Annotated in this window: 30 protein-coding genes; 26 read left to right on the plus strand and 4 right to left on the minus strand. The window is 59.8% G+C overall.

Going from position 1 to position 24,328, the window contains the following annotated elements; all coding sequences use genetic code 11:
• The first annotated feature begins 7 nt into the window (after window positions 1-7).
• The 12 genes from ACE2AA_RS05895 (at window position 8) to ACE2AA_RS05950 (ending at window position 10,232) form a co-directional block, all read left to right on the plus strand.
• Window positions 8-1,117: a major capsid protein gene (locus ACE2AA_RS05895; protein WP_395371682.1), complete on the plus strand. Its 1,110-nt coding sequence runs from the start codon at window positions 8-10 to the stop codon at window positions 1,115-1,117.
• A gap of 10 nt (window positions 1,118-1,127) precedes the next feature.
• The gene (locus ACE2AA_RS05900) at window positions 1,128-1,409 is read left to right on the plus strand and encodes a hypothetical protein (RefSeq protein WP_395371683.1); all 282 of its coding nucleotides are present in this window, start codon (window positions 1,128-1,130) and stop codon (window positions 1,407-1,409) included.
• Window positions 1,406-1,750, plus strand: a complete 345-nt coding sequence (locus ACE2AA_RS05905; RefSeq protein WP_395371685.1) for a hypothetical protein — start codon at window positions 1,406-1,408, stop codon at window positions 1,748-1,750. The genes ACE2AA_RS05900 and ACE2AA_RS05905 overlap by 4 nt, the downstream gene beginning before the upstream one ends.
• Entirely contained in the window at window positions 1,747-2,259 is a 513-nt protein-coding gene (locus tag ACE2AA_RS05910; protein ID WP_395371687.1) for a hypothetical protein, read from the plus strand. The genes ACE2AA_RS05905 and ACE2AA_RS05910 overlap by 4 nt, the downstream gene beginning before the upstream one ends.
• 17 nt (window positions 2,260-2,276) lie before the next feature.
• Complete coding sequence (locus ACE2AA_RS05915) at window positions 2,277-2,516, plus strand: DUF2635 domain-containing protein (RefSeq protein WP_395371689.1); 240 nt, start codon at window positions 2,277-2,279, stop codon at window positions 2,514-2,516.
• The gene (locus ACE2AA_RS05920; RefSeq protein ID WP_395371691.1) at window positions 2,513-4,000 is read left to right on the plus strand and encodes a phage tail sheath subtilisin-like domain-containing protein; all 1,488 of its coding nucleotides are present in this window, start codon (window positions 2,513-2,515) and stop codon (window positions 3,998-4,000) included. The genes ACE2AA_RS05915 and ACE2AA_RS05920 overlap by 4 nt, the downstream gene beginning before the upstream one ends.
• A 9-nt stretch (window positions 4,001-4,009) precedes the next feature.
• Window positions 4,010-4,393, plus strand: a complete 384-nt coding sequence (locus tag ACE2AA_RS05925) for a phage tail tube protein (protein WP_395371692.1) — start codon at window positions 4,010-4,012, stop codon at window positions 4,391-4,393.
• Window positions 4,390-5,064 carry a phage tail assembly protein gene (locus tag ACE2AA_RS05930; protein WP_395371694.1) on the plus strand — a complete coding sequence of 225 codons (675 nt, stop codon included), beginning with the start codon at window positions 4,390-4,392 and terminating at the stop codon, window positions 5,062-5,064. Before ACE2AA_RS05925 ends, ACE2AA_RS05930 begins: the two co-directional genes overlap by 4 nt.
• A gap of 129 nt (window positions 5,065-5,193) precedes the next feature.
• Complete coding sequence (locus tag ACE2AA_RS05935; protein WP_395371696.1) at window positions 5,194-7,212, plus strand: phage tail tip lysozyme; 2,019 nt, start codon at window positions 5,194-5,196, stop codon at window positions 7,210-7,212.
• Between the two features lies 1 nt (window position 7,213).
• A complete protein-coding gene (locus tag ACE2AA_RS05940; RefSeq protein WP_395371697.1) occupies window positions 7,214-8,512 on the plus strand; it encodes a DNA circularization protein in 1,299 nt (432 codons plus the stop codon).
• Window positions 8,509-9,729 (plus strand): phage baseplate assembly protein, encoded by a 1,221-nt coding sequence (locus ACE2AA_RS05945; protein WP_395371699.1) that lies wholly within the window; start codon window positions 8,509-8,511, stop codon window positions 9,727-9,729. Before ACE2AA_RS05940 ends, ACE2AA_RS05945 begins: the two co-directional genes overlap by 4 nt.
• Window positions 9,726-10,232, plus strand: coding sequence for a phage baseplate assembly protein (locus tag ACE2AA_RS05950; RefSeq protein ID WP_395371700.1), 507 nt, complete (start codon window positions 9,726-9,728; stop codon window positions 10,230-10,232). Before ACE2AA_RS05945 ends, ACE2AA_RS05950 begins: the two co-directional genes overlap by 4 nt.
• A 27-nt stretch (window positions 10,233-10,259) precedes the next feature.
• Here ACE2AA_RS05950 and ACE2AA_RS05955 read toward each other — a convergent pair whose 3' ends face one another.
• Entirely contained in the window at window positions 10,260-10,520 is a 261-nt protein-coding gene (locus tag ACE2AA_RS05955) for a hypothetical protein (protein WP_395371701.1), read from the minus strand.
• Between the two features lie 78 nt (window positions 10,521-10,598).
• Here ACE2AA_RS05955 and ACE2AA_RS05960 point away from each other — a divergent pair, with 78 nt between their 5' ends.
• From ACE2AA_RS05960 to ACE2AA_RS06010, 11 genes are all read left to right on the plus strand, one after another.
• Window positions 10,599-11,099: a phage GP46 family protein gene (locus tag ACE2AA_RS05960; RefSeq protein ID WP_395371702.1), complete on the plus strand. Its 501-nt coding sequence runs from the start codon at window positions 10,599-10,601 to the stop codon at window positions 11,097-11,099.
• A gap of 1 nt (window position 11,100) precedes the next feature.
• On the plus strand, window positions 11,101-12,216 hold the full coding sequence (locus tag ACE2AA_RS05965; protein ID WP_395371703.1) for a baseplate J/gp47 family protein: 1,116 nt from the start codon (window positions 11,101-11,103) through the stop codon (window positions 12,214-12,216).
• Between the two features lie 3 nt (window positions 12,217-12,219).
• On the plus strand, window positions 12,220-12,810 hold the full coding sequence (locus ACE2AA_RS05970) for a YmfQ family protein (protein ID WP_395371704.1): 591 nt from the start codon (window positions 12,220-12,222) through the stop codon (window positions 12,808-12,810).
• A 9-nt stretch (window positions 12,811-12,819) separates the two neighbouring features.
• Complete coding sequence (locus ACE2AA_RS05975) at window positions 12,820-13,809, plus strand: hypothetical protein (protein WP_395371705.1); 990 nt, start codon at window positions 12,820-12,822, stop codon at window positions 13,807-13,809.
• 1 nt (window position 13,810) lies between these two features.
• Window positions 13,811-14,236: a hypothetical protein gene (locus ACE2AA_RS05980; RefSeq protein ID WP_141300269.1), complete on the plus strand. Its 426-nt coding sequence runs from the start codon at window positions 13,811-13,813 to the stop codon at window positions 14,234-14,236.
• Window positions 14,237-14,252: 16 nt separating this feature from the next.
• Window positions 14,253-14,513, plus strand: a complete 261-nt coding sequence (locus ACE2AA_RS05985) for a hypothetical protein (protein WP_141300271.1) — start codon at window positions 14,253-14,255, stop codon at window positions 14,511-14,513.
• A 66-nt stretch (window positions 14,514-14,579) separates the two neighbouring features.
• Window positions 14,580-14,888 carry a hypothetical protein gene (locus ACE2AA_RS05990; RefSeq protein ID WP_395371707.1) on the plus strand — a complete coding sequence of 103 codons (309 nt, stop codon included), beginning with the start codon at window positions 14,580-14,582 and terminating at the stop codon, window positions 14,886-14,888.
• 16 nt (window positions 14,889-14,904) lie between these two features.
• Window positions 14,905-15,342, plus strand: coding sequence for a structural protein (locus ACE2AA_RS05995; RefSeq protein ID WP_395371709.1), 438 nt, complete (start codon window positions 14,905-14,907; stop codon window positions 15,340-15,342).
• A gap of 1 nt (window position 15,343) precedes the next feature.
• Window positions 15,344-15,682 carry a hypothetical protein gene (locus ACE2AA_RS06000; RefSeq protein WP_395371710.1) on the plus strand — a complete coding sequence of 113 codons (339 nt, stop codon included), beginning with the start codon at window positions 15,344-15,346 and terminating at the stop codon, window positions 15,680-15,682.
• A gap of 75 nt (window positions 15,683-15,757) precedes the next feature.
• Window positions 15,758-16,084, plus strand: a complete 327-nt coding sequence (locus ACE2AA_RS06005) for a hypothetical protein (RefSeq protein ID WP_395371712.1) — start codon at window positions 15,758-15,760, stop codon at window positions 16,082-16,084.
• A 661-nt stretch (window positions 16,085-16,745) separates the two neighbouring features.
• On the plus strand, window positions 16,746-17,321 hold the full coding sequence (locus ACE2AA_RS06010; RefSeq protein WP_395371714.1) for a hypothetical protein: 576 nt from the start codon (window positions 16,746-16,748) through the stop codon (window positions 17,319-17,321).
• Window positions 17,322-17,677: 356 nt separating this feature from the next.
• On the opposite strand, the gene ACE2AA_RS06015 is transcribed toward ACE2AA_RS06010, so the two are convergent.
• Window positions 17,678-19,249: a P-loop ATPase, Sll1717 family gene (locus tag ACE2AA_RS06015; protein ID WP_395371716.1), complete on the minus strand. Its 1,572-nt coding sequence runs from the start codon at window positions 19,247-19,249 to the stop codon at window positions 17,678-17,680.
• 346 nt (window positions 19,250-19,595) lie between these two features.
• Window positions 19,596-20,117: an HD domain-containing protein gene (locus tag ACE2AA_RS06020; protein WP_395371718.1), complete on the minus strand. Its 522-nt coding sequence runs from the start codon at window positions 20,115-20,117 to the stop codon at window positions 19,596-19,598.
• Between the two features lie 36 nt (window positions 20,118-20,153).
• Between ACE2AA_RS06020 and ACE2AA_RS06025 the strand changes: the two genes are divergently transcribed.
• Together ACE2AA_RS06025 and ACE2AA_RS06030 are read left to right on the plus strand one after the other, a co-directional pair.
• Window positions 20,154-20,954 (plus strand): hypothetical protein, encoded by an 801-nt coding sequence (locus ACE2AA_RS06025; protein WP_395371720.1) that lies wholly within the window; start codon window positions 20,154-20,156, stop codon window positions 20,952-20,954.
• Window positions 20,951-21,595 carry a hypothetical protein gene (locus ACE2AA_RS06030; protein WP_395371722.1) on the plus strand — a complete coding sequence of 215 codons (645 nt, stop codon included), beginning with the start codon at window positions 20,951-20,953 and terminating at the stop codon, window positions 21,593-21,595. Before ACE2AA_RS06025 ends, ACE2AA_RS06030 begins: the two co-directional genes overlap by 4 nt.
• Window positions 21,596-22,216: 621 nt before the next feature.
• Here the strand turns inward: ACE2AA_RS06030 and ACE2AA_RS06035 are convergent.
• The gene (locus tag ACE2AA_RS06035; RefSeq protein ID WP_227002381.1) at window positions 22,217-23,008 is read right to left on the minus strand and encodes a class I SAM-dependent methyltransferase; all 792 of its coding nucleotides are present in this window, start codon (window positions 23,006-23,008) and stop codon (window positions 22,217-22,219) included.
• A 280-nt stretch (window positions 23,009-23,288) separates the two neighbouring features.
• Here ACE2AA_RS06035 and ACE2AA_RS06040 point away from each other — a divergent pair, with 280 nt between their 5' ends.
• Window positions 23,289-24,212, plus strand: coding sequence for a DMT family transporter (locus ACE2AA_RS06040; RefSeq protein ID WP_227000832.1), 924 nt, complete (start codon window positions 23,289-23,291; stop codon window positions 24,210-24,212).
• Window positions 24,213-24,328: the final 116 nt, after the last annotated feature.

The raw sequence follows: 24,328 nt of genomic DNA on the forward strand, positions 1-24,328 counted from the left end.
AAACTTCATGTCCGGAACTACTTCCGCCGAAGCGGGGGCGCAGGCATCGCTTGCCGCCATGCTGTCGGCATATGACACGGCACAGCTGATCGGCACGGTCGATAACCTGATGCTGGCCGATACCTTCATGCTTGACCGTTTCTTTCCTGATATCGAGGTCAGCGAAACCGAAAAGGTAGCGCTTGACGTGGATATCGGTGTCCGGCGTCTCGCGCCGTTCACGGCTCCCACGTCCGAGGCCAAGCCGGTGGAATCCCGCCGGTTCACCACCAACATGTTCACGCCGCCTTATATCAAGGATCTGCGTAACCCTGATTTGCTTAAACCGGTGCGTCGCCAGTACGGCGAGCGCCTCATGGGCGGCATGTCCCCGGCCGAGCGGCTGGAGTTCAATCTCGCCTATGAGATTTCCGACCAGCTCGACATGATCAAGCGCCGGATGGAATGGATGGCTTGCCAGGCCATGGTCAACTCGTCCTATGTCGTCAAGGGCGAAGGCTATCCGGCGGTCGAGATCGATTTCGGGCGTGATCCGTCGCTGACCTTTGCATTGTCCGGCGCAGCCCAGTGGGGCCAGACGGGCGTCTCGCCGTCGGCATCGATCGATGCCTGGGCCGCGATGATGCTCAAGAAAAGCGGGGCAACGCCGCGCGACCTGATTTTCACGACCAGCCCGTGGAATGCGTTCAAGGCGGATGTCGGTGTCCTTAATTCGGTGCTGTGGGACCCCCGCGCAGGTGGCGCTGACCTGAACCTTGGCAGCCAGATCGAGACCGGTGCCGTGTTCAAGGGGCATTGGGGTCAGTATAACTGCTGGTTGTTCAACGACTGGTTTGTTGATCCTGATACGGGAATTGAGGAACCGATGATCCCCGACGGGACGGTCATCATGACCACGCCCCAGTTGCAGGGTACGCAGGTATTCGGCCTGATTGTCGATCCTGAATTCTCTTACATGCCCATGCCCTACGCCCCAAAAATGTGGGTCGAGAAAAACCCGGCGCAGGTCAACCTGCTCATGCAGTCCGCGCCGCTCGTCATCCCGTCGCGGCCGAATGCATCCCTGTGCGCAACCGTGATGGCTGCCGGGGCCGATGTTCCGGCACCTGGCATCTGAGGGATAAGATATGTCTGAAAAAGATGTGGCGCAGGTCATCCTGCGCCGTCCTGTCTATACCCAGCCCGGGCGTCGTCCCCAGCCGGTAGGAACGAAAATCACGGTTTCATCCTATGAGGCCGCGATGTTCATCGCGCGAGGCATCGCAGTTGCTGCCGGTTCCCCCGATGCCGATCGGATCCGCACCATTGCACCGGTTGCAACGGACGGAGTGCGGCCAGTTGATCCGGACGAGGTTGCCGCCTCAATGCCGCCCGCGCCGCCACTAAAGGAAGAGAAGCCGGCCGCGTGAGCCTAGACTTCGGCCAGCTTGTCCTGGGCCCGTGTCTCGATACGTTTGGCGCGCCCTATGCATGGAAATCCCAGTCTCTGGCCGATCCCGTAACCATCACCGCCATATTCGATGATGGTTACGAGGCGCTGGACCCCATGGGCACCATCCCGGGCATGGCGCCCACGGACATAACGACCAGCCTGCCCCGTCTTGGGGTCCGGCTGTCGGATTTTCCCGTGCCGCCCGTCCAGGGTGACACCTTTGTCATCAACGGCCTGACATACGCCATCCGTGAGGTCCAGCCGGACAGCCACGGCGGCGCACGGCTCGACCTGAACCTGGTGAACAGCAGCCCATGACCCTCTACCGCGTGGAACTGAAACAGGCCGCCGCAACAGCGCTGGCGGGCATCAGCGGCGTAAAAAACGTCTTTATCGACCGCAGCCTGCCCATGACGGCGGACATGCTGCCCGCCATCATCATATCCTGTCCGCGAGATAACGGGATCAGCGCCGGGCGTGCCCAGCCGCAGTTCACCCGCGTCTCGCATCTGTACGTGCATGCCCGGCTCTGCCACACGTCACCCGAAAATGCCGAGGCGGAAGTCGAGGCCTTCGCAGAACAGATCGAACTGGCGATCATGCTCGATGCCGGACTGCAGGCCATGCTTACGCAGGTCACGGAAATTGAGACGGAAGTCGAAATCAACAGCAAGACTGCCGAGCATACCGGCGAAGTCAGCATGCATTTCGGCCTCGAATACATCGAGACCTATCCTCCGGCGGGCACCCCGCTCACCGAAATCACCGGCACCATGACCGCGAACGGCAACGCCGATTTCGCTGGTATGCAGGTCCCCACCTCCTAAAACCGAGGCCCTCCATCATGTTTGTAAAACCCGCCCCGGGCCGCGCAGTGCGGTGGCCCGGCACGATGCGCTTGCTGAAAGCGCAGGGTGAAACCGTGCCCGAAACGGGCTTCTGGCTGCTGTGTCTGCATAACGGTGACGTGGTGAAGGCCACGCCGCCCGATGCATCGGCCGCGCCTGTTTCGCCCTCTCCTTCGCCCACGCACCTGTCCGGTGGCGCGGCGGCCATTCCTGAACCTGCCGAGGCCCACGCATGAGCGGCTCCATCACGGTGCCGGGTTACCCGACCAACAACCGGGTGCCCGGCTTTTATTTTGCTCTGGACAATTCCAGGGCAAATACCGCGTCCTATGGTCGCCGTGTCCTGATCATCGCGCAGACCACGACCGGCGCGGCCCTTGCGGGGACCGCGCGCCTGTCCGCCGGGATCAGCGATGCGCAGGGGCTGTATGGCGCGGGCTCGCAGGCCGCGATCATGGTCGCGAAGTATTTCGCCCTCGACCCGCTGGGCGAGGTCTGGGTGCTGCCACTGGCCGATGATGCCGCGTCCGCTGCCGCCAAGGGCACGTTCTCCATCGCAGGCCCGGCGTCTGCATCCGGCACGCTGTGCCTGTATGTGGGCGATCAGCTGATCCCCACGCTGGTGACGGCAGGCGACACGGCAGCCACCATTGCCGAGAACGTCATCACGGCCGCCGCCGCCGTGACCGGTCTACCGGTTTCGCTGGCGGTGGACGCCACCACGGCAGGGCAGATCAATGTCACGGCGCTGAACAAGGGGCTGTGCGGCAATGACATCGTGCTGGGCGTGGACCTGCTGGGCACAGCTGGCGGACAGTCCCTGCCCACGGGTGTGTCGGTCACACTGACCCAGATGTCGGGCGGCACGCAGAACCCGACCACCCTGGCCACGGCCCTCGCGACGCTGGGTGACCGTGTCTATGACCTGTTCATCCACCCCTATACCGATACGGCCAGCCTGACCGCGTTCAAGACGCTGTTCAACAATACCGATGGCCGCTGGGCACCGATGAACCAGCTGTATGGTCACGGCATCACCGCCTTCCGGGGCACGTACGGGGAAGCCACCACGTTCGGCCTGAGCCAGAACGACCCGCACACCACGGTCATGCCCGTGTCCGATAGCCCGTCCAGTCCCATGGTCTGGGCGGCACAGGTTGGCGCACTGGTCGCAGCCAGCATCCGAACCAACCCGGCCATCCCCGTGACCGGTGTTGCCCTGACGGTCATGCCGCCCACGGATGCCGGCCGCTTCACGCTGGCCCAGCGCAACAGCCTGCTGCACGACGGCATCAGCACCTTCACGGTGGATGACAGCGGCACGGTCAATGTCGAGCGCCTGGTCACGACCTATCAGGAAAACGCCGAAGGCGTGCCTGATGACAGCTATCTCGACATCGAGACGCTGATGACCGCCATGATCTGCCTGCAGGACATGCGGATCTATCTGGCCTCCATGTTCGGTGGCTTCATCCTCGTGGCCGATGGGACGAAGATCCCGGCGGGGGCGAAGGCCACCACGGCGCAGCTGATCGGCAAGGCCTGCGCCGCTCGTTACAACTGGCAGTGCACGCAGCTGTGGGCACAGAACGCCGCCACCTTCGCCACCAGCCTGCAGGCACAGAATCAGGGTGGTGGGCAGGTGTTCCTGCTCATGCCCTATGACTTTGCCAACCAGCTGTGGGTCATCGCTGGCAACTGCCAGTTCGTGAAATCGTAAGGAGCCGCCATGTCCGGAACCGTCTATCGCGGGCCGCTTGGCGGCACCGCGACCCTCACCATCAACGGCATCCCGTTCAATGTCGTGGGCGAAGGCCAGTGGCAGGCATCTGGCCCGGTCAATGAAACCGCCAAGGGCCAATCCGCCGTCGAGGGCTTCACCCAGATGCCCGGTCAGGGATTCATCAGCGCCACCTGCCGTGACCGTCGCGACTACCCGGTCAGCAGCCTGCAGGGTGCGTCCGACCTGACCATCGTGCTGGTCTGCGCCAATGGCAAGGTCATCACCTGCAACACCGGCTGGCAGACCGAAAACATCACCGTCAACACGCAGGAAGGCACGTTCGAACTGCATGTCGAAAGTGACACCGTGACAGAGGATATCGTCTCGTGAGCCGTCACCACAATCAGCCCAGTGATGAGGAAGTCCTTGCCATCGTAATCCCCGCAGGCGGTGAAGTGGAACAGGAAGATGATGGGGGCAACACCCTCGTCATCGACCTGAACCCGCCGCTTGAGGTGAAAAAGGCCGGCACGTTCGAAGAACTGCGCCTGCATGAACCCAACGTGTACCAGATCCTGTGCGCGGCGCAGGTCATGGGCCGGCAGATGACACCTGAATCGGTCTACAATTCCCAGATCGGTCTGATAGCCCGGATTTCCGGCGTGCCGGAACGGGCCATCATCGAACTGGCCACCACGATCCTCGACCGTGCTGTCGTGTTCGTCACGGGGTTCGAGGAGGACGCGCGGCGCAAGCCCGATGAAGAACCGGACACCTCCCCGTCCTTCTCTTTAATTTTCCCCGACCCGATCGAGGCCACTGGCCGCACATTCAGCGACATGACGCTGCGTGAACCGACGGTGCGCGAACGCCGGATCATGAAGGCGGCGGAAGCCAGGGGCACGCCGGAAGCCTTCCTGCAGGCGGAAATCGCCTTGGTCGAGGCGGTCAGCGAATGGCCCAAGGCCGCCGTCCTCAAGATGCCGATCAGCCAGTTTGCGAAAGCCGCGGACTATCTGACCGGTTTTTTTATGTCTGGCCCGGCAACTGGCAACGGCTAGGCGCGGATCTGTGCCGGTTCTTCACCGGCTGGTCGCGCCATGACGTGGAAACGCTGACCGGCACCGACATGATCGACGCGATCGAGACCGCCAACCAGATCGCGGCGGAACAGAAACGGGAGGCAGAACGTGCCAAACGCAGGCGTTAAGGTTATCATCAGCGCGGCTGACCGCGCCAGCCAGACGATCGAGCGGATCAACACCCGCATCGCGCGCATGCAGGCCCCCGTCCGCCGCGTGCAGGCGGCCTTTGGCCGCTTTGCCAGCCTGTCGGGGCTGTCCCGGCTGAACAATGGCATCGTCGGCGTCGGTCGGTCTGCCCTTGGCGCGTTCCAGTCGCTGGGCCAAATCATCCCCGTGCTGGGCACGCTGACCGGTGCCGCCAGCGTGGCGGGTGTGTACCGCCTCGCCAGCGCGTGGGCGCAGGTTGGCACGGACCTGCGCACCACATCACGCACCATGGGCATGGCCCCGCAGAAACTGCAGGCCATGCAGAACGCGGCAAAACTGTCTGGCGGATCAGCCGAGGCCATGACCGGAGCATTGCAGCAGCTGTCCCAGACAAGCTGGGCCGCTCTAAATAATCAGGACCCTGCAGCCGTTGCCCAATTCAAGGCCATCGGCCTTCAGGCAGAAGATTTACAGAAACTCAGTCCTGACAAGCTTTTTCTGCGTGTTGCGGCAAGCCTACGTCAGATCCGCAATCCTGCTGCGCAGGCTGTTGCTGCTACAACCCTGTTCGGTGGCGCTGCGCAGGGTCTCATGCCGATATTCCAGCAGACCAGGCGTGAATTCGAAAATAACCTCAAGCTGGCTGAACGATACGGCCTGTTCAATCAGAAAGGTGTGGATGCTGCAGACCGGCTTCGTAAGGCGCAGCAGAAACTGGAACTGGCCGTCAGAGGGTCCGGCAATAGTCTGGCCGAGTCACTAGAGCCCGCCATCCGTCCCGTTATCGAAGGCATGGCAGAGTGGATCGCGGCCAACCGCACATGGATTGCCCAAGATATAACAGGTTACGTACGCCAGTTTATAACGTGGCTGCGTGCAGGCGGCTGGAACCAGATTAAGGGTGATGTGTTCGGCGTTTATCAAGCCATTACTGACGTGGTGAAACGTCTTGGTGGGTGGAAATCGGCTGGCCGTGATGCCTTGATTGCCATCGGGGCAATATATGCCGCTCCAGTTCTGACAGGCATGCTCAGCCTGGCAACCGCCATTATCGGAGTGGCAACGGCATTCGGCCGCATGCGGAAATCCGCGATAGAAGCTGGTGCCGCTTCTCGCACAGCGCAGGCTGCGGGAGGCGTATCAGGCAGAGTTGGCGGTGGTATGCTTTCGCGCGCCGCATTACCTCTCGCGGTCGGATATGCAGCTTACCGCACCATTCGTGCAACGGATCCTGATAACAACCTGCGCTCGATGCCAGACCGCTACATTCCGGGAGCATCTTATCTGGATGATGCGGCATCGCGGCTCTCTGGCGGTATTGTCGGCCGCTCCTATGCGCAGCAGCAGAAGATCGCCAATCAGGAGGACATCAAGAACGCCTATGCCTTCTACCGCTCACGTGGGTGGAGCGGGGGCAATTCAGCTGGCATCGTCGCCAACCTTGTCCAGGAAAGCGGGATGGATCCTCACAGGGAGGGCGATAACGGTGAGGCATACGGCATTGGCCAGTGGCATGCCGACCGACAGGCTTTGTTCAAACGCCTGTACGGCCACGATATCCGGCAATCCAATCTGGACGAGCAGCTCAAGTTTTTTGATTACGAACTGAACACGACCGAACACCGGGGCGGCGATCTGCTGCGGCGGATGCGTAGCCCGGCCGCCTCAGCCGCCGTTGTTTCGGGCTACGTGGAGCGCCCGCAGGACCAGCTTGGCGAAATGATCCGCCGAGGGCAACTGGCCAACCAGCTTGCCGGTCAGTACTTCTCCGGTCCCGACATGACCGTGCCGTCAGGAACCGCATCGGGTCCGGTAGCGGCACAAGCATTGCAGCCGATCCAGATAGAAATTGATCACCGGAATGCGCCGCCAGGCACCAAGACCCGAGTAAAAAACGCGCCACCCGGCACCCGTGTCGTCAACCGCACGCCTGTCCAGCAGGCCATGCCGCCTGCCCTTACACCCATAGGAAACTGACATGTCCGGCACGATCACCCGCCTTGCAGAAGAATACCTGCAAGGGTCGTTCCGTGGCGTCCCCTTTGTGGTGGTCGGCAGCGGCGGGGGCAACGGGCGCAATTTCCAGATCCACCGTTACCCATACCGCGATCAGGTCTGGGCCGAGGATCTGGGACGCGCCCCGCGTTCCTACCGCATCCGTGGCTTCCTGATCGGCCCCGAATGCCTGGTGCAGCGTGACCTGCTGGTCATGGCGGCCGAGGCACAGGGGCCGGGCACGCTGATCCACCCTACCGTGGGCGCACTGCAGGCCGCCCTCACCCGCTTCGACTGGTACGAACGCGACGGGGTGATGGGCATTGTCGATATCGAGATGGAACTGGTCGAGGTTGTCAATTACCTCGGCTCGGTCATCACCCTGGCGCTGGACGCCGCCATTGGGGTCGCGGCGGTGGCGTTCGGCGCATCGGCGTCATCCGACTACACCGCCAATACGCTGACCCCGTATTCCTACGGGCGCTCTGTCCTCAGCGCCGGGCGCGCTGTCGCCAGTCTATGGGGCGCGGGCGCCGTCACGGCCATCCGTTCCCCCGGCGCGTGGTCATCCGCCCTTGGTGTCCTGCCGGGCAACCTCGGTCGGTATGTAGGCGGCAATGGCGCAACCATCGACCCGGATGCAACCGAGGGCAGCGTGCTGGAAGCCCTGACCACGAACGGTCAGGTCGTCAGCGCCAATGTGGCAGGACTGGCGGATGCAGCGGACGCCACGGCGCTCGCCGCCGGTATCCTTGCCATTCCCGAATCAGTCCGCTCCGCCATTGCGGATCCGGCCGGGCAGATCGCGGTCCTGACCCCGCTGGTCTCATGCAACGCCACGGTGCTGGCTTCCAGCGCACCGATCGGCGGGGCCATTGCAACGGCGCAGGCCGCCACTGCAACGCTGTGCCGACAGGCCGCCCTGCTGTCACTGTCCCGCGCCTGCGGCGACTGGCAGCCATCCTCGGCCGAGGATGCGCAGGCCATGCGCCTCAAGATCGGCACTCTGCTTGATGACGAAGCCATCACGGCGGCCGACAACGGCAATGACGCCAGCTTCCAGGCGCTGCGGTCACTACGGGCACAGGTGCTGCAGGATCTGGCCGACCGGGGCGCACGCCTGCCGGACATGGTCACCGTTACCCGCAACGCCGCCCTGCCCGCGCTGGTGCTGGCGCAGCAGCTCTATGCCGACGGATCCCGCGCACCCGATCTGATCCGGCGTGCCGATCCCGTCCACCCCGCTTTCATGCCAACCGAGTTCGAGGCCCTGTCATCATGAGTGGTGCGCTGACCGCCATATCCGACTTTCTGGGGTGGAATAACGCCCCGTCGGATCAGGTCTCCATCGTGGTCACGACCGGCAGCACGTCACGCCAGATCACCAACTGGACATCTGCCGTACTGCGGCTGGGTATCGAGATCATGCCCTGGACTGCGGCGCTGGGCATGACGGCCGCACGCGCGTCTGCCGCAGGCGTCAACACCATCAATCCGGGCGATATTTGCCAGGTCTATATCGGGACCGACCTCGTGTTCACCGGCTACGTCATCACCGTGGTGGATGACCTTGGACCGGAAGACCACATGATCGAGGTGCAGATCGCATCGAAATCCGTCGATCTGGTAGAGTGTGCTGCCGAATTCAGTACGTTCCAGATGAACAGTACCAACGTGCTGGCAATCGCGCAGGCCGTCTGCAAGTTCGCACAAATTGACGTGATATCCGTCAATGGTGCGGGCGATACCGACATCCTCGCCTTTTCCGTCATCCTGACGGAAACCGCGTATGAGGTGATCGAGCGCCTGTCCCGCCTTGCTGCCGTACTGTTCTATGACCGGCCGGACGGGAACATCTGCATGTCTGCCGTGGGCAGCAGACGCGCGGCCAGCGGTTTTGCCGTGGGCCAGAACGTCGAACGCATCCAGACCGTGCGCAGCCTTGGCGGCCGGTATTCCAAGGTTATCGCCATAACCCAGAATACCGTATCGCTGTTTACGGATCCGAACGTCAATGCGCTGGAAAGCCAGATGGGCGTTCTGACCGTTGGCGTGGAGGCCACCGACCCCGGCGTGCCCCGTACACGCAACATGTTCATCCCGGTCGAAAACGGGGACGAGAACAACAAGGTCTGCCAGCAGCGCGCGCAGTGGGAAGTCAACCGCCGCTATGGCCGGGCCTATCCCGTCACCCTGACGGCCGACAGCTGGCGCGATGCGGCAGGACAGCTCTGGCTGCCCAATACGCTCGCCCCTGTCACCGCGCGCAATGGCACGGTGTCGGACCTGCTGATCGGGGAACTGACCCTGCGCCAGACGGTCGAGGACGGCACGCACGCCGATGTGGTGCTCATGCCACCTGATGCCTTCGCGCCCGAACCCCTGCTCAACCCGGTGCTGGCCGATAAATTCCTCCAGGTCATGAACAGCGCCCAGAACAGCGCGGACAGTTCCATCCAGACCGATGACCTGCCCCCACTGAAAGACACCACGTCATGACCGTGCTCCGCACCGCACGCCGCGTGATGATGGCGCTGGGCATCGGTCGCCAGACCGCCAACACGAACGAAACCCCCAACACACCTACCGTGCAGGCCGCATTGGCGGCAGGAGAGGTAAAGGCCGACCTGCCGATCATGCAGGAATATGGCCTGGCCAGCAGGCCGGTTCCGGGGTCTGACCTGATCGTCGCCTTCATCGGCGGCGACCGCACGCGCGGCGTCGTCATCGCCACCGGCGACCAGCGCGGCAGGCCGAAGGACCTGCAGCCCGGTGAGGTCTGCCTGTTCCATCCCTCCACCGGCAGCCGGATCTGGCTCAAGGCGGACGGGTCCATCGCATTGAACCCGGCGAACAACAAGGTCACCACCCCCGGCGATTTCACGGCCGGGGGCACCATCACCGGCAATGAGGTCGAGGCGCAGGGCATCAGGCTGTCCAGCCATCCCCACAACGGGGTGCAGCCGGGTAGCGGTAATTCCGGGCCGCCTGTGGCCAGTTGATGGTCAGGCGGCGCAGCAAATAGCAGCTTACGCCTTGCCGTGCATGATTTCGCCAATCCGATCTGACATCGCATCCAGCCGGTTTTCCACCTGCGTTTCGAAATGCCCAAGACGGCCCATGAGTTCCGCCTTCATCATCAGTTCAATGTCGTCACGCATCTCCTCAAGACGACGCTCAAGCCTGCGGGAACGATCGGCGTTCGCAAGTGTCACCGTGCGCAGATCCGCAATCTCCTTACGGATCAGGCGAAGCTGCTCAAGAATCATGCTGCTGGTGTCTACGGTCATGATGGCCTCCTGACGGCTTGATAGCACAAACGATAACGACGCTGCGAGTCAACGCGCGCGCAGCCCAAGGGAAACTCAATGGATATCGCAATCGTCTGGAATGTCCGCGCAGCGCGCGGCGACTGGTCCATCGTGTCCAGTGATCTGGCGCTGGACAATTCCCTGCGCTCGGCCGTCATGGTCTCCCTGTTTACCGACCGCGTGGCACCGCAGCAGCCATCATCCGACGACGCAGCCGCAGGTATCCAGTCCCCCAGTGGCCCTACCGGCTCGGCCACGGCTGACCGGCGCGGCTGGTGGGGCGACGCCTTTGCCGACCTGCCGATCGGCTCCCGCCTGTGGCAACTGCGGCGCGCGGTCAAGGTTGGCACGCGGGCCATCCCGCGCGAGATCGAGGACATCTGTTCCGAAGCCCTGCAGTGGCTGGTCAATGATGGGGTCGCAACCTCGGTCGCGGTCAGCGCGTGGTGGAACCCCACCGTCCGGACCATGGCCGAATTTTCCATCACCATCACCGAACCGGGCAACAGCACGCCCCAGGTGTTCAAGTTTTCATGGGCCTGGGAGGGGCTGACCTGACATGGCCTATCCACGCCCCACCCTGTCGCAGCTGCGCCAGCAGGCCCTGCAGGATGTCATAAGCGGCGGCATTCCCGGTGTGACAGCCGTGCTGCGCTTCTCGGTCATCTATGTCCTGTCCATGGTGCTGGCAGGCCTGTCATGGCTCCATTACGGCTATATCGACTGGGTGGCGATGCAGTCGGTGCCCTGGACCGCCACGGGCGCATATCTGGCCGCGTGGGGCGCGCTCAAGGGCGTGTATCGCAAGGGGGCCACGGCCGCCAGCGGCACGGCCACCTTCACCGCCACCGGCACGGCCGTCATCCCGGCAGGCACGCAGTTCGCCCTGCAGGGCGGCCTGCTGGCCACGGCATCGGCCGACAGCGTGACAGTGGATGGCATCACCACCGTCAACTGGACCGCCAGCAGCACGGGCACGGCGGGCAATGTCACGCTGGGCACCATCGTCACCCTGTCCAGCCCGGTGGCGGGCATCCAGACCACGGGCACGATCACCGATATTACGGTCAGCGGTGCGGATATCGAAGACGATACCGATTTCCGCACCCGTGTCATGGACGCCTATCAGGCGCAGGGACAGGACGGGAAAGCCGACGATTACGTCGGCTGGGCCGAAGCCGTGGCGGGCGTTACCCGGGCATGGGTGGTCGGCAATGGCGCGGGAGCCGGCACCGTGGTCGTCTACGTCATGCTGGATGAAGCCAATGCGGCCAGTGGCGGCTTTCCCAACGGCACGAATGGAGCGGCCACGGATGATGACCGGTACACCACCGCGACCGGCGACCAGCTGACGGTCGCCAACGCCATCAAGCCCAGCCAGCCGGTCACGGCGCTGGTCATTGTCTGCGCTCCCATCGCGCAGCCCACGGATTTCGTCATCACTGATCTGGGCACCGGCAACACCACGGCCAACCAGAAACTGATTACCGAAGCCCTGACCGACATGTTCGTGCGCCTGTCAGCCCCCGGCGGCACCATCGACCCGAACGACTGGGAGGAAGCAATCGGTGCCATCGGGCTGGACAGTTTCGAGGTCCAGTCCCCCACCGGGCCGGTAACGGGCACCAATGCCGGCACCATGCCAACCCTCGGCACCATCAGCTTCGCGGCGTGACCCATGGCAGCACCCAATTTCTCGGTAGCGGATTTCCGCACCGCACTTCTTAACCTGCTGCCGCGCGGGCGTATCTGGTCACGCGACCCGGACGGCATGCCCTACCAGCTGGCAGGCGTGTGGGCACCATCGTTCCAGCGCAGCGCCCAGTCCGCCGGTGACCTGATCGATGACGCCTTCCCCTCCACCACGGTCAACCTGCTGCCGGAATGGGAGGCCACGCTGGGGCTGCCGGATCCCTGCGCGGGCGAAAGCCCGACCGTGGAGCTGCGGCGCGCACAGGTGGTGGCGCGCCTGACGGATAACGGCGGCGCATCGGTCGATTACTTCATCGCGTTCGCCAGGACGCTTGGTTACGACATCACCATCACCCAGTTCGCACCCTCACGGTTCCGGCGCAAGTTCGGCACGCCTTTCGGCGGCGATGCCTGGGCCTACACGTGGCAAATCAACAGCCCGCAGCTGACCATCAACCGCCTGAAATTCGGCCAGTCCTTCGGCAACCCGTGGGCAACCTGGAGCAACGCGGTGCTGGAATGCGAACTGAACGCCCGCAAACCCGCGCACACCATCCTCATTTTCAACTACAGCTAAGGACAACCGATGGAACTGATCATCGGCACGGGCACCGTGGTCGAGACCTCACGCGACACGATGCCGGCTACCGGCACGCCCGGCTGGGCAACTGATGGTGATCCGGCATCCACCATCCCGGCTACAGATTTCCCGGCCAGCCATTACAACATGCTGGTGGCTGAGGTCGTGCAGGTCATCCTTGATTCCGGCCTGACCCTCGATCGCACCAACTGGGGACAGTTATCCGCCGCCATCCAGTCACTGATCGCGACGTCTGCCGCCACTGCCGCCTCCAGCCTTGCGGCTGAATCCGCGACCCGTTCCAGCCAGATCGCAACGCTGACGGCTGATGTCAGCAACCGTGTCTCGGGCATCTATGGAAAAAGCTCTGGCGATTATCAGATGCTGGGTCTGTATCAGCAGGCCACGACAGGACGTCCGGTTGGCGTTTACAATAACGGGACGGATGATGTTTATGCCCCGATCGCGAATTACGTGGACGTAACAACAGTCCAGACCAACCTGACCACCGAAGCTGCCACCCGTGCAGCAGCTGATGCCGCGCTCACGACCAACGTAAACGCCCGCGTATCCGGGGCCTATGGCGTCGGGACGGGAATGTATGATGGCAAGGCCCTGATCCAGGGCGCGGCGGGACCGTCCTTCTGTTACAATAACGGTTCATCCGATGTGTGGTTGGGGCTGCTGTATGGCGTGCAGTCCTCCATATCTGGCGGCACCAGAACGACGATCAACGGCCAGAAGATGCTGATCTATTACATAGACAGCGTTATGGGCACGAACTTCAAGATCACGTTTCCTGAATCCTTTTCAGCCGTGCCGTCGGTATTCGTGACCGCCACATCCGAATTCACCACCAATCTTTCGGCATGGATCAATATCGTAACCGGAACCGTGACCGAAACCGGCTTTGAAGTGAACGTGAACGCGACTGAAGGCGGTGAGGCCAGCACCCATGGCGCTGGCGTATGGGTCTTTGCATTTGGAGCGGCCTGAAATGAACATCAATGCGCAACCTGAACGCCAGCAGGCTTTCCCCGCCCGCTATTACGCCCAGTATGACCCTGCAACACGACGGGTGACAGGCTGGCATGACACATGGGCGCTGTCATCCGTCGCGCATGTGCCGCCCGCATCCGGCATGCACCCTGTCACGCCGGAAGACTGGGCCAGCCTGCCACGCCATCTGTCGCACCGCATCGGTGAGGATGGCGTGATCGTGCGCCACGTCCATGTGATCCCGCTTTCCATGCATGCACGCCGCGCTCTGGCGGATGCCAGGCGGCATGTCTGGAACGAATACGGCGCGCTTGGTGAAACCGTTCCCGCCGAATGGATTGCCTACCAGAAGGCGCTGCTGGCCATCCGTGACGGCGCGGATGCCACCAGCGCGGTGCTGCCGCCTCCTCCCGCTGCAACCTGACCGGAGACCCTGACCCATGGCCGATACGGCACAGAACTACATCCTTTACCGCACCACGGCGCTGACTGCGCAGCCAGCCAGCTACACGGACCAGTCTGGTACCACCGTGACACCAGCGGTTGTGACGCTTTTGCCCGCGGGAGAAGTCATCGCAACCCAGATGCTGACAGGTCTGGACGGTGTTACAGCGCCTGCCGGTCTGGCTTTCGCACTGGATGCGGACGGCAAATATCCGGTCGGCAGCATCTACACGCCGCCTGCCGCCACGACGGCCTGATTCACTCCGCACAACCTGCGCCTGCCCGACCGCCCTTGAGGCGGTTTTTTATTGCCTGGAAATCTGATGTTCATTCTGTGGAGAGTGCTGGGGTTCGGTGAAGACCCCCAGCTGCGTGACCGGCTTGTCCGTGTCGAGACCAAGGTCGAATCAACCGAGACGGACCTGCGCGCCCTGCGGGTCGAGGTCCGTACCCTGTCGACCGAGATGCGCGCATGTATGGGCCAGCTGATCGGTGGCATGAAGGCCATCAAGATTATCGGGGCCGCGACCGTCGGCCTGATCACCGTCATCGGCACCGTGGCGGCCGCCCTGTTCGCCTATCCGCCCTTCTGCGACTGGGTCACGCATCTCCTGCACGATGGGCATCCCTGAACGCAGGAACCATGACATGACTGTAAAAATCCCGCGCGGCATCCGCAACAATAACCCCGGCAACCTGAACTATGTGGGACAGCCCGGCGCGCATCTGGAAACCGGCGTGCCCTGCCCCCGCTTTGCCGCCTTCCCCACCATGGCGGATGGCATCCGCGCGCTGCGCGACCAGCTGCTGCGCTATGGTGAACGGGGGCTGACCACGGTTTCCGCCATCATATCCGTCTATGCGCCCGCCAGCGAGAACCCCACCGGAGCCTATATTTACGCCCTTTGCAGCCATATGGGCGTGCAGCCCGATACCGTGCTGGACCTGCGCGACCCGGCCACCCAGCGGGCGCTGATCGCGGGGATCGCAACAGTGGAGAACGGGCCGGGTCATCTCGGTCTGGCCCAGATCGACCAGGCGCTGCACGCGGCGCCTGCCCCGTCACAGCCTGTCGTTGAGGCCTGATATGGATCCTGTCTCCCTCCTGCAGGATGTCCTGTCGATGCTCCCCGCGCAGTATGCCGGTGACATCGTGGTCATCGTGTCGTTCCTGATCTCGACCTGCGCCCTGATCGCGCGGTTCTGGCGGCCGCCTGACCCCACGTCGAAATGGGTGCTGGTCTGGACCATCGTCACCGCCATTGCCCAGGCGCGCGGCTGGAACCTGCCCGCCTACCAGCCGGGCAAAAAGGCCGCGATGGTCCCCGCAACGGTTCCGCGCAAGGAAGTTGAGCAGCGCCTTGATGTGCCACCCGGTTCCACCCGGCCGGGCAGGCCACCGGCGCGCGCTTCCCCGCCGGTCTGACTGGCTGGCCCGATTCAATCATCCCGGATACCCCAACCGCCCCCGAGACGGTTTTTTCATATGGAGACGCCAGACATGGCCGAAGATAGCACCACCAGCACCGCCATCCCCGCGCTGGAAGGCCTGCTCGAAACTGTTCTGGGTAAGCGTGACACGGCCGCAACACAGGCTGACATCCAGCTGGCCGGCACCGTGCTGCAGCTGCTGATCCCCGTGATTGTCGCGCGCGCGGCCCCGAACCTCGACGTTGCCGGTGTGGATGCCGCCGTCACGAAGATCGTGGGCGGTGTTGCTGACCTGAAAACCGCGATCGAGGCGAAGCCGGCAACAGTGGCCGCCACGGTTGCGTCCGCCAGGGCCGAGGCCCCGCACCCGGTCGTGCCTGGTCAGCCTGCGCACTGAAAGTTTTGTAAAAATAAAGACGTAGGCTGCTGCTGATGATCAGAACGGCAACAGCCTACGCCTGACTGATGGAACTGCATACGGCCTTCCCCTGCTCCCAAGAAGGCCGTTGCAATTGTTCGGACTGCCCACAGAACCATCAGTCTGAATGGGTAAAGATGCTGGCTTCGTCACGCAATTAGAACAAATTTTATAATTTGCTTTCCGATCAGCCTTACATAGCCCGACATGCCGGTCTGTAAACTGGTCCACCTGCATCACACGAAAAACGCCGGTTTTCTGCGGTGTTGTGGCACAGGTGGACTATTTTCATATCAAGACTGGAAAACTGGTCCATGACCCAGCGTGTAAACTTCGTCGCCATCGATGGCGGTCGCCGGTTCCTTGGCATGGGAAAATCGTACTGAAAAACAGAATGCTACGACAGGCTGGGCAGAGACCTCTGCGACCGGGAAGACGAGTTGTCCCTGCCCATGCCCGCTGTCGTTCCTTACTCCTGAGGTGCGGGCCAGGCCAGTCAGAGGCTGCTGCACAACCCGGCCCGCACAGACAGACAAACATCGTGACGTTTCAGGATTATGGCCATCCTGAAACCGAAGCGAGCAAAACACGACAAAACATTTCTGGCCGCCCGCAAGGCGGTTTTTTTATGGAGCCTGCCATGCAGAACCCCACCCGCCGTACCTTCCTGCGCGGTTCATCCGCCCTTGTTGCCGCCACTGCGCTGGCGGCCTGCACGACCACAACGTCCGGCAATGTTACAACCGTCACCCTGAACGTGGCCGAGGTCACAGACTACGGCAACGCGATCCTGTCCTTTGCCAGCACGGCCATCAACGTGTCGTTCGTGGCGTCGGGCATGGGCACCGCCAATCTCGCACTGGCCAACACCGTCATCGCATCGCTGAAATCCGCGCTGGCCGCGTTCCAGTCCGCCGCAGGGTCCAGCACGTCTGTCAGCTATGACAGCGCCAGCGTGAAAGCTGCGTTCGACAGTATCCTTGCTGATGTGGAGAAGGTGGACACGCTCATCATTTCCACTATCACCGGCACTGCGTCGAGCCTGTCCAGCAGCGTGGTATCCGAGGCCAAAACGGCGGCGGGGGCAGCCGAAACGCTGATCGACCTGCTCAAGGCCATGGTGGACATGTCCGGGCCGCGCCTGCATGGCGTGGCACCCGTCAACCCGAATGCGGCCATCGGGAAGATTGATGTCTTTGTAGTTTCGCAGGGGTAACCATGAACCCGGTCATTGCCCTTCTTCTCTGGATCAGCGGCCTCACAAGTGGGGTCGCCGCCTCCTTCTTTCTCTACGCATATTTGGCGAGCAATTCACGATGACGCCCTTCATGGAGGGCGTCATCTCCGGTGCGGGCGGCGTTGTCGTCCTCATCGGGTTACTAGTCACGATCCCGCTTAGGCTGCATGCGCTTTATATGGCGGTGCAGCTACAGGATCGTGGGCTGGAGTAAGAACTGGACATGCGTCAATATGACTGCCTTGGGGGGGACTACGGAATGTCGGGTTTACGAATAATCTTTCCAAAATCGACATTCTCTGTCACGCAGATCACCATTATTAATTTACTCTACATCAAGAAGAAAAAGATTTCCCAACATTTAATGATTTAGACGCCCCCATATTCACCATAAGATGATCTGTTGGTTTCACTTGAGGATTAAGTTTGTTTGGAGTTCTTTCTCGGAATGACCAGTAATAATGATATCCAGTTCCATCAGATAATCTTTCTCTATAGCCAATCAATCCTACGTCATAAAAGAACTGCAAAAGGTCAATTGGTCTATTTAAGTACTTATTGTTGAAATCATCAAATTTTTTCGATTCCTCTTTAAATTTGTTATAATATCCAATGTAATTCTGGTACGTGAATGTATTTCTACCGTTAAGAATATCAAAAAATTTTATATATTTATCAAAATCTTTTTGCTCTATATAAAATGATGCATAATTCCTCATCTCCCCGACAATGTAGTCTGAAAAATCATCTGATATAAAATTTACGTCTAATTCTGTAAATTGATCAAATATTTTTTCACCATTCTTAACTTTTTCTATTTCCATTTTTATATAAGTGAGGAAGTCTCGTGGTCTATTATATGTTATTTTTTTTAAATTATTAAAAAGACATTCATTATTTTCTCTCGATAAAAAGTAATGAAACATAGATTCTTTGTATTTTTTCTTGTCTTTTTGCTGACTTTCGAAATACTTGTCGCAAACTTTAAATATATCCCCACTCGAAAAATCATCAACCTTTGAAAACGAAATAAAAACAGAATTGTCTCTAATTCTAGAGTTGGAGTTGTATATATTCATAGAATGAAATATATCTGGTCGTAATATAAGTACAATACGTATGCGCCCTTTACTATCTTTTATTCGAGAAAAGAAATCAGAATTCAACTGCCAGCAAGCTTCGCCTAGCCCTTTTATGCATTCAATATATTCGTTATGCGGTATATTCTCAGGTCGGAAATCTATTCCATCAATAAAAATTACATGATTTTTTGGTAGTTTAATATCGCTCAAAGCTTCCTTAAACCCATTCTCTCTTTCCAATAGATGATGTTTAATAATTTTTGTGGTGTCATGAAATTCGCCATTTTCTGTCGCCGAAATAGATGCAATATCTTTTTTTCCTAAACCAGCAGAAAAAGCCATTTTATTGATTGCATCAAAAGCAGTTTCCATCTCTGGGTTTAAAGAGTTTTTTGTCCAAGCCTCTAATTCTTTTTGCAATTTTTTAAATTTTCCAGACATCCTGTGAATAATATTATTTCCTGATGATTCAATAATCATTTGACTAGATAAGAATAAAAGTATGGACCTCCATATATTAGCATAATCACTATATTGAAGTTTATTATCTTTTTTGAGGGAAATAAATCTTTTATACTGAGTTTCTGTCATTACGGTAAGTTTACTTACCATATCTCTGCTTGGATTATTTTCGTTCCAAACAGCATATGCTGTTTTTCCTGTCCCCTTCTCTCCTATCAGGTAATAGATGCTATTATCTTTTAAGTCGTTTAATACTTTTGTTTTAACAAAAACTTTTGAGAAGAACTCTTTTTTATCTTTCTCTCTGTAGTTGTATGCATCATTATATGGGGTAATCATATAATTTATCTCTGACCAAACCATAGCGATATTCCTCCTACAATCTATTCAATTTCATAGATACTCGGAGATTATATCTCCCGCAAGCCATCATTAATGTTAGGACAATTATCAATATTTATTTTTAGAAATTTTAAGCTGATCCGAAGCATTTAATTGCGCAATATATTTTCTATTTTGAAAATTGTGTCATAGAACTTTAAATGACCGACCTAAAAGTGACTTCCGTTGGTTTAATTCAAATTCATTTAGCCGACCGGCGGTTAAGCGGGAGGGGGGGGTAAAAACATGTCGGCTTTCGGGGAACCGCCACAACCTTTTGGATGTCTGACATGTAGGCGTAAGCCGACATTTCTAATTTAGATAAGCATCACCGTTTGGTACCATACCGCTCTGCAAGAGCTGAAGCGTGCTGGCATAATGTGATGTCTCCTTTTTTGAGAACGCCAAGAAGCTCCACTTTCTCCCGCATATAGACCTTCGCAAATCCCGGATCATATTGGGTGATGGATGCCGTATTATCGATCAGGTCAGCCAGCTTGATGGTCTGACCTTCGGCCGAGGCCAGGGCCAGATGATCCCGATCCATCGCCTTCCGTACCTTGCGGTTGCCATCTTCTGGCCGGCTGACATCTGTCACCATCTCGACCAGCGCCGCTACATCCTTACCAAATTCAGTCCTGATTTCCTCCAGCGTGACCGGCGTATCTTCCACCACGTCATGCAGGAGCGCTGCTGCGATGACCTCATCGCGGGCACCGGTGTCCTTCACGATCTGCGCAACACGGCGCGGATGCACAATATAGGGATCGCCCGTGTATTTGCGACGCTGATTGATGCTGGCGTGTGCTGCCGCAGCAAACGCATCGGCTCGTGAGATCAGGTCTGTCATCCGTCAATGATCCCATAAAATTCAGACAGGTACAACATGACACAGCGAATGCTCGGCTGTCATCTCGCGCAGACGCGTTCGGGCCAGCCCTCCATCTCGGCCATGCGGGGCTTCATGGCCCGGCAGGCCCCTGCCTGGCTCGACCGTAGTCACATTGACCCCGCGCCGCTTCTGCTGGGCAATGACGTGCTGGGCGACTGTACCAGCGCGGGCATCGGCAATCACCTGCGCGCCACGGCTGCGCTGGCGGGCTTTCAGATTGCCGTAACCACGTCTGCCGCCGTGCAGTTCTATTCCCGCTCCACTGGCTATGTGCCCGGCAATCCGGCAACGGATAATGGCGGCGTGGAGGTGGACGTACTGACGACCGCCCTGCGCGATGGCTATACGCTGGCGGACCAGACGCTGTTCCCGCTCTGGGGCAGCGCCGATCCGGGTGACCTGAACGGGATCCGCAACATCACCGCTGGCCTGTCTGCCGCCTATCTGGGCGTGCAGCTTGCCACGGCGGATATGTGGGAGGACCAGGACGGCAACCTGCCGCCCGTATGGGACACGGACAGTCCGGCCGACCATGGTGATCCGACACCGGGTAGCGCGGGTGGCCACTGCCTGCTGCTGTGGGATTATGCGGGCACCGCCGACACCGATCTGGTCACGCTGCTGACATGGGGCAGCAAGCAAAAGGCCACATGGCGCTGGGTCCGGTCCCGCATCATGGAGGCGCATGGGCTGGCGTGGGGACAGTTGCACGCCCCCGGTGGCCTGTATCCGGCTGGTGACGACTGGGCGGCTCTGGTTGAGGCCAACGCGGCATATCTGCGGGGTGTGTCGTGAACCGGGGCGACCGGATAGCCTTCCTGCTCGGCTGCATGATTGGCCTGTCCGGCTGCGCAGTCCATCCGGCCAAGGTCAGCACGACCATTCCGCAGGCCATGGCAGGCATCCAGTCCAGTCTGGCGCAGGCCGGGGTGGTGTCGGTATCGCACGCGGGCGACTGGACCCCGGATCAGGACGCGCTATTCGTCCGCGCCGTCCGGGCGGCACAGTGCAGTCAGGACCGGGCCGATCCGGTGGTGGGCACGATTGCGGGCGATGTGACCTTGCAGCTATCCGGGCAGTTCACGCAGGGCGGACAATTCACCGTGGGAGCGATCACGACAGCGCCCACATTCAGCGTGCAGGGCGATGCCACCCGGACGCGCGGTCACACGGTCAGCCTGCCCGTGGCCTACGCTCCGCTGTCGTCGCTACCAGATGTCGAGATGTCGCGGCAGCTTGGATACGAGACCGAGATGCTGGCACAGAACGATGATGCCCGGCACGCCGAGGCGGCCCGGCTGATCGCCGATCGGGAGGAACTGCGTGGCCGTGTACAAGCTATGATTGATAGCTGGAGTACAGCCGAATGCATCCAGCCGCTACCAACCGTTCCGTTCGTTGGAACGCATGGCAATCCGAATCGAAAAAACCGTTAGTCACTCTTTAAACGACTCGTGATTTTCCCGTGTGCTCCACATGGGCATTTTCCGACCAACCCATTTGATTTTATTGAAGAAACAGGAAAATCATAATCCCTTGGTCGGCGGTTCAAATCCGTCCACCGCTACCATCTGCGTTAGGATTGATTTTCCTTACATTTTTAGACTTTTTCAGGACCATCATCCGGCCCTGTTGCAAGCTGTTTTGGCAATCCATATTCCCCTGCTTTTAGCACTCTCCTGTTCTAAACGATAACAGGTGACCTTTGTTGCGGCGCTTCGTGCCTGCCGTTTGTGGTGCGGTCAGCATATATGACGACGCCCATGGGTATGCTGGCCTTTTCGCTGGCCGCCATGACTGTCCACCCAGGGCAGGCAGCCCGGTCATGACGGCACCGGCCTGACCCGCTGCGCGAATCTGCCTTTCCCGACCACCCCCGTCACGACGGATACAACCGGCAGCTTGCCATAGCCGACGCCCTGCCCCCGGCCGTAACCGACCAGCCTGTATGCTGGCCTGTCTTATTGATCGAAAGTACGGCCCCGGCAAAAGATTGGATGACAGTCCTGTCCGAAAATACATGTACAGGCTGCCGTCATGTCTGTTGCTTGCAGTCCCTAATCGACCTTGCGGAACTTCAGCTCAAAGTTGTCGCCTTCGCCAATCGCCTGATATTTCGCATGATCGACAGCCCCCAGCGCATAGGTGGGCGGTAGTGTCCACACACCTTTTGGCCAGTCCGTCGTATCCTTGGGATTGGCCGCGACTTCCGACGCGCCGACAAGCTTGAATCCGGCACGTTCGATCTGGGCAATCGCGTAATCCTGCCGGACATATCCGCTTTCCGCTGCGGGATCCTGCGGCCGGGTCGGGCGGGCGCGATGATCTTCCACACCGAAGATGCCGCCGGGTTTGAGTGCCCTGTGAACAGCCGCCAGCAACTCGGGCGTATCCTTGTCCTGCATCCAGTTATGGAGGTTACGGAAGGTCAGGATCACGTCGGCGGTGCCCGCTGGCGCCAGATCCGGGTGGGCATGCCCGAACTCCGTATAACGAATACGGTCATAAAGATCCGGATGCGCATCGACACGGGCCTTCATCGCCGCGGGCCAGTCGGCATATTCACGCTCGACCTCCGTCCCGTCCGGCACGCCCATCGCGGCGTAATAGATGCCCTTGTCCCGCAACAGCGGTGCGAGGATTTCAGTCCAGTAACCACCGCCCGGCCATATCTCCACAACTGTGGCACGTGGCGTGACACCATAGAACGAAAGCAGTTCGTAAGGATGCCGTGCCCCGTCGCGTGCCACCAGATCGGGGGTACGGGTGGATGCGGTGACCGCAGCGCGCAGGGGCTGGCCGGCGGGTGCTGCCATTGCGGGCATCGCGGTTGCAAGGCAGGCGATCACGTATAACGAATTCCGTATGTACACTTTGCCCGGTCCTTCCGATATTGGCATCGAAGTCATTACGATATCATAATTTATCATGAGCGCCATCCGCCTGCGCCCGGCGTCTCTTTCCAGGGCAGCGGTTCGGCAGATTGCCATGCCGTCCCACGGATCTGCGCCACCGGCCCGCGATGTATGCCACCCGGACAAGGTTGGCATGCCAGAATGTTCCGATTTCGCAATAGCTGCCCATATCATCATCGGATATATGTGACGCGCAGCCGCCTTCGGAGCCGTCATGGACCGCCTTCACAGCCGCACTGTCGGCATTTTCCTTGTTGCACTGTCCGCCGTGCTGTGGAGTACGGCGGGCCTGTTTGTGCGGATGAGTCATCTGGACACGTGGACCATCGTGGCATGGCGATCGTTCTTTTCCTTCGTGACGCTCGGTGGCTTTGCCGTCGTGCATTACCGGGGCGAACTTGGCCGCGTCATCCTGCGGCAGGGATGGCCGGGAGCATGCGCCGTAGCCGTGTCGGTGGTATCGGCCATCTGTTATGTCATGGCCCTGCGGATGACGACCGTAGCGAATGTCATGATCATCTATGCCGCCCTGCCCTTCATCACCACGGGCATTGCCTTCATCTGGCTGCGCGAACGGGTCACCATGCGTTTTCTTGTGGCGGGCGGTATCGCAATCGCGGGCATTGCCATCATGGGCCGGGCGGCGGCAGGCCCGCGCGACCTGCTGGGGATTGGCGCGGCCGTAATCATGACAATTGGTTTCGCAACACAGCTGGTACAGGTGAAGCGGTATCCATCGCTGGACATGACCATCATCATCACCCTGATGTCAGGGATCTGCATGCTGGTGGCCGTTCCTTTCATGCGGCCTGATATCCCGTCGTTCCAGTCCCTGCTGGCCTGTGCCCTGTTCGGTATCCTGACGATGGGGGTGGCCTATATGCTGCTGCTGAAGGGCGGACAGCTGATTTCCTCGGGCGAGGCTGGCTTCGTCTCGATGCTGGATGTTCCCCTTGGCCCGTTATGGGTCTGGTTTTTCTATGGCGAACGCCCGACCGGGGCGGTCATGGGTGGTGGGGCCATCGTGCTGGGGGCCGTTGCATGGTACCTGCTGACCAGCCGCGCGCCAGACACTGCCCGCACCGTCACCAGCCCGACATGGGCCGCGTCCGACAGCCCCACCGTCCCCCATCAGTAATCGTGGGTGTGTTCCGACGCCTTAAAATGACACATTGATAAAAGTTTCAGGGCGCCGCCTTTGGAGAAAAGGACGGCGTTTCCTGAAGCTTGTTGAAAAAAGATTCGCCAAAAGCG

The organism is Komagataeibacter diospyri (assembly GCF_043995075.1).
In the GTDB taxonomy this organism is placed as follows: Bacteria; Pseudomonadota; Alphaproteobacteria; order Acetobacterales; family Acetobacteraceae; genus Komagataeibacter; species Komagataeibacter diospyri.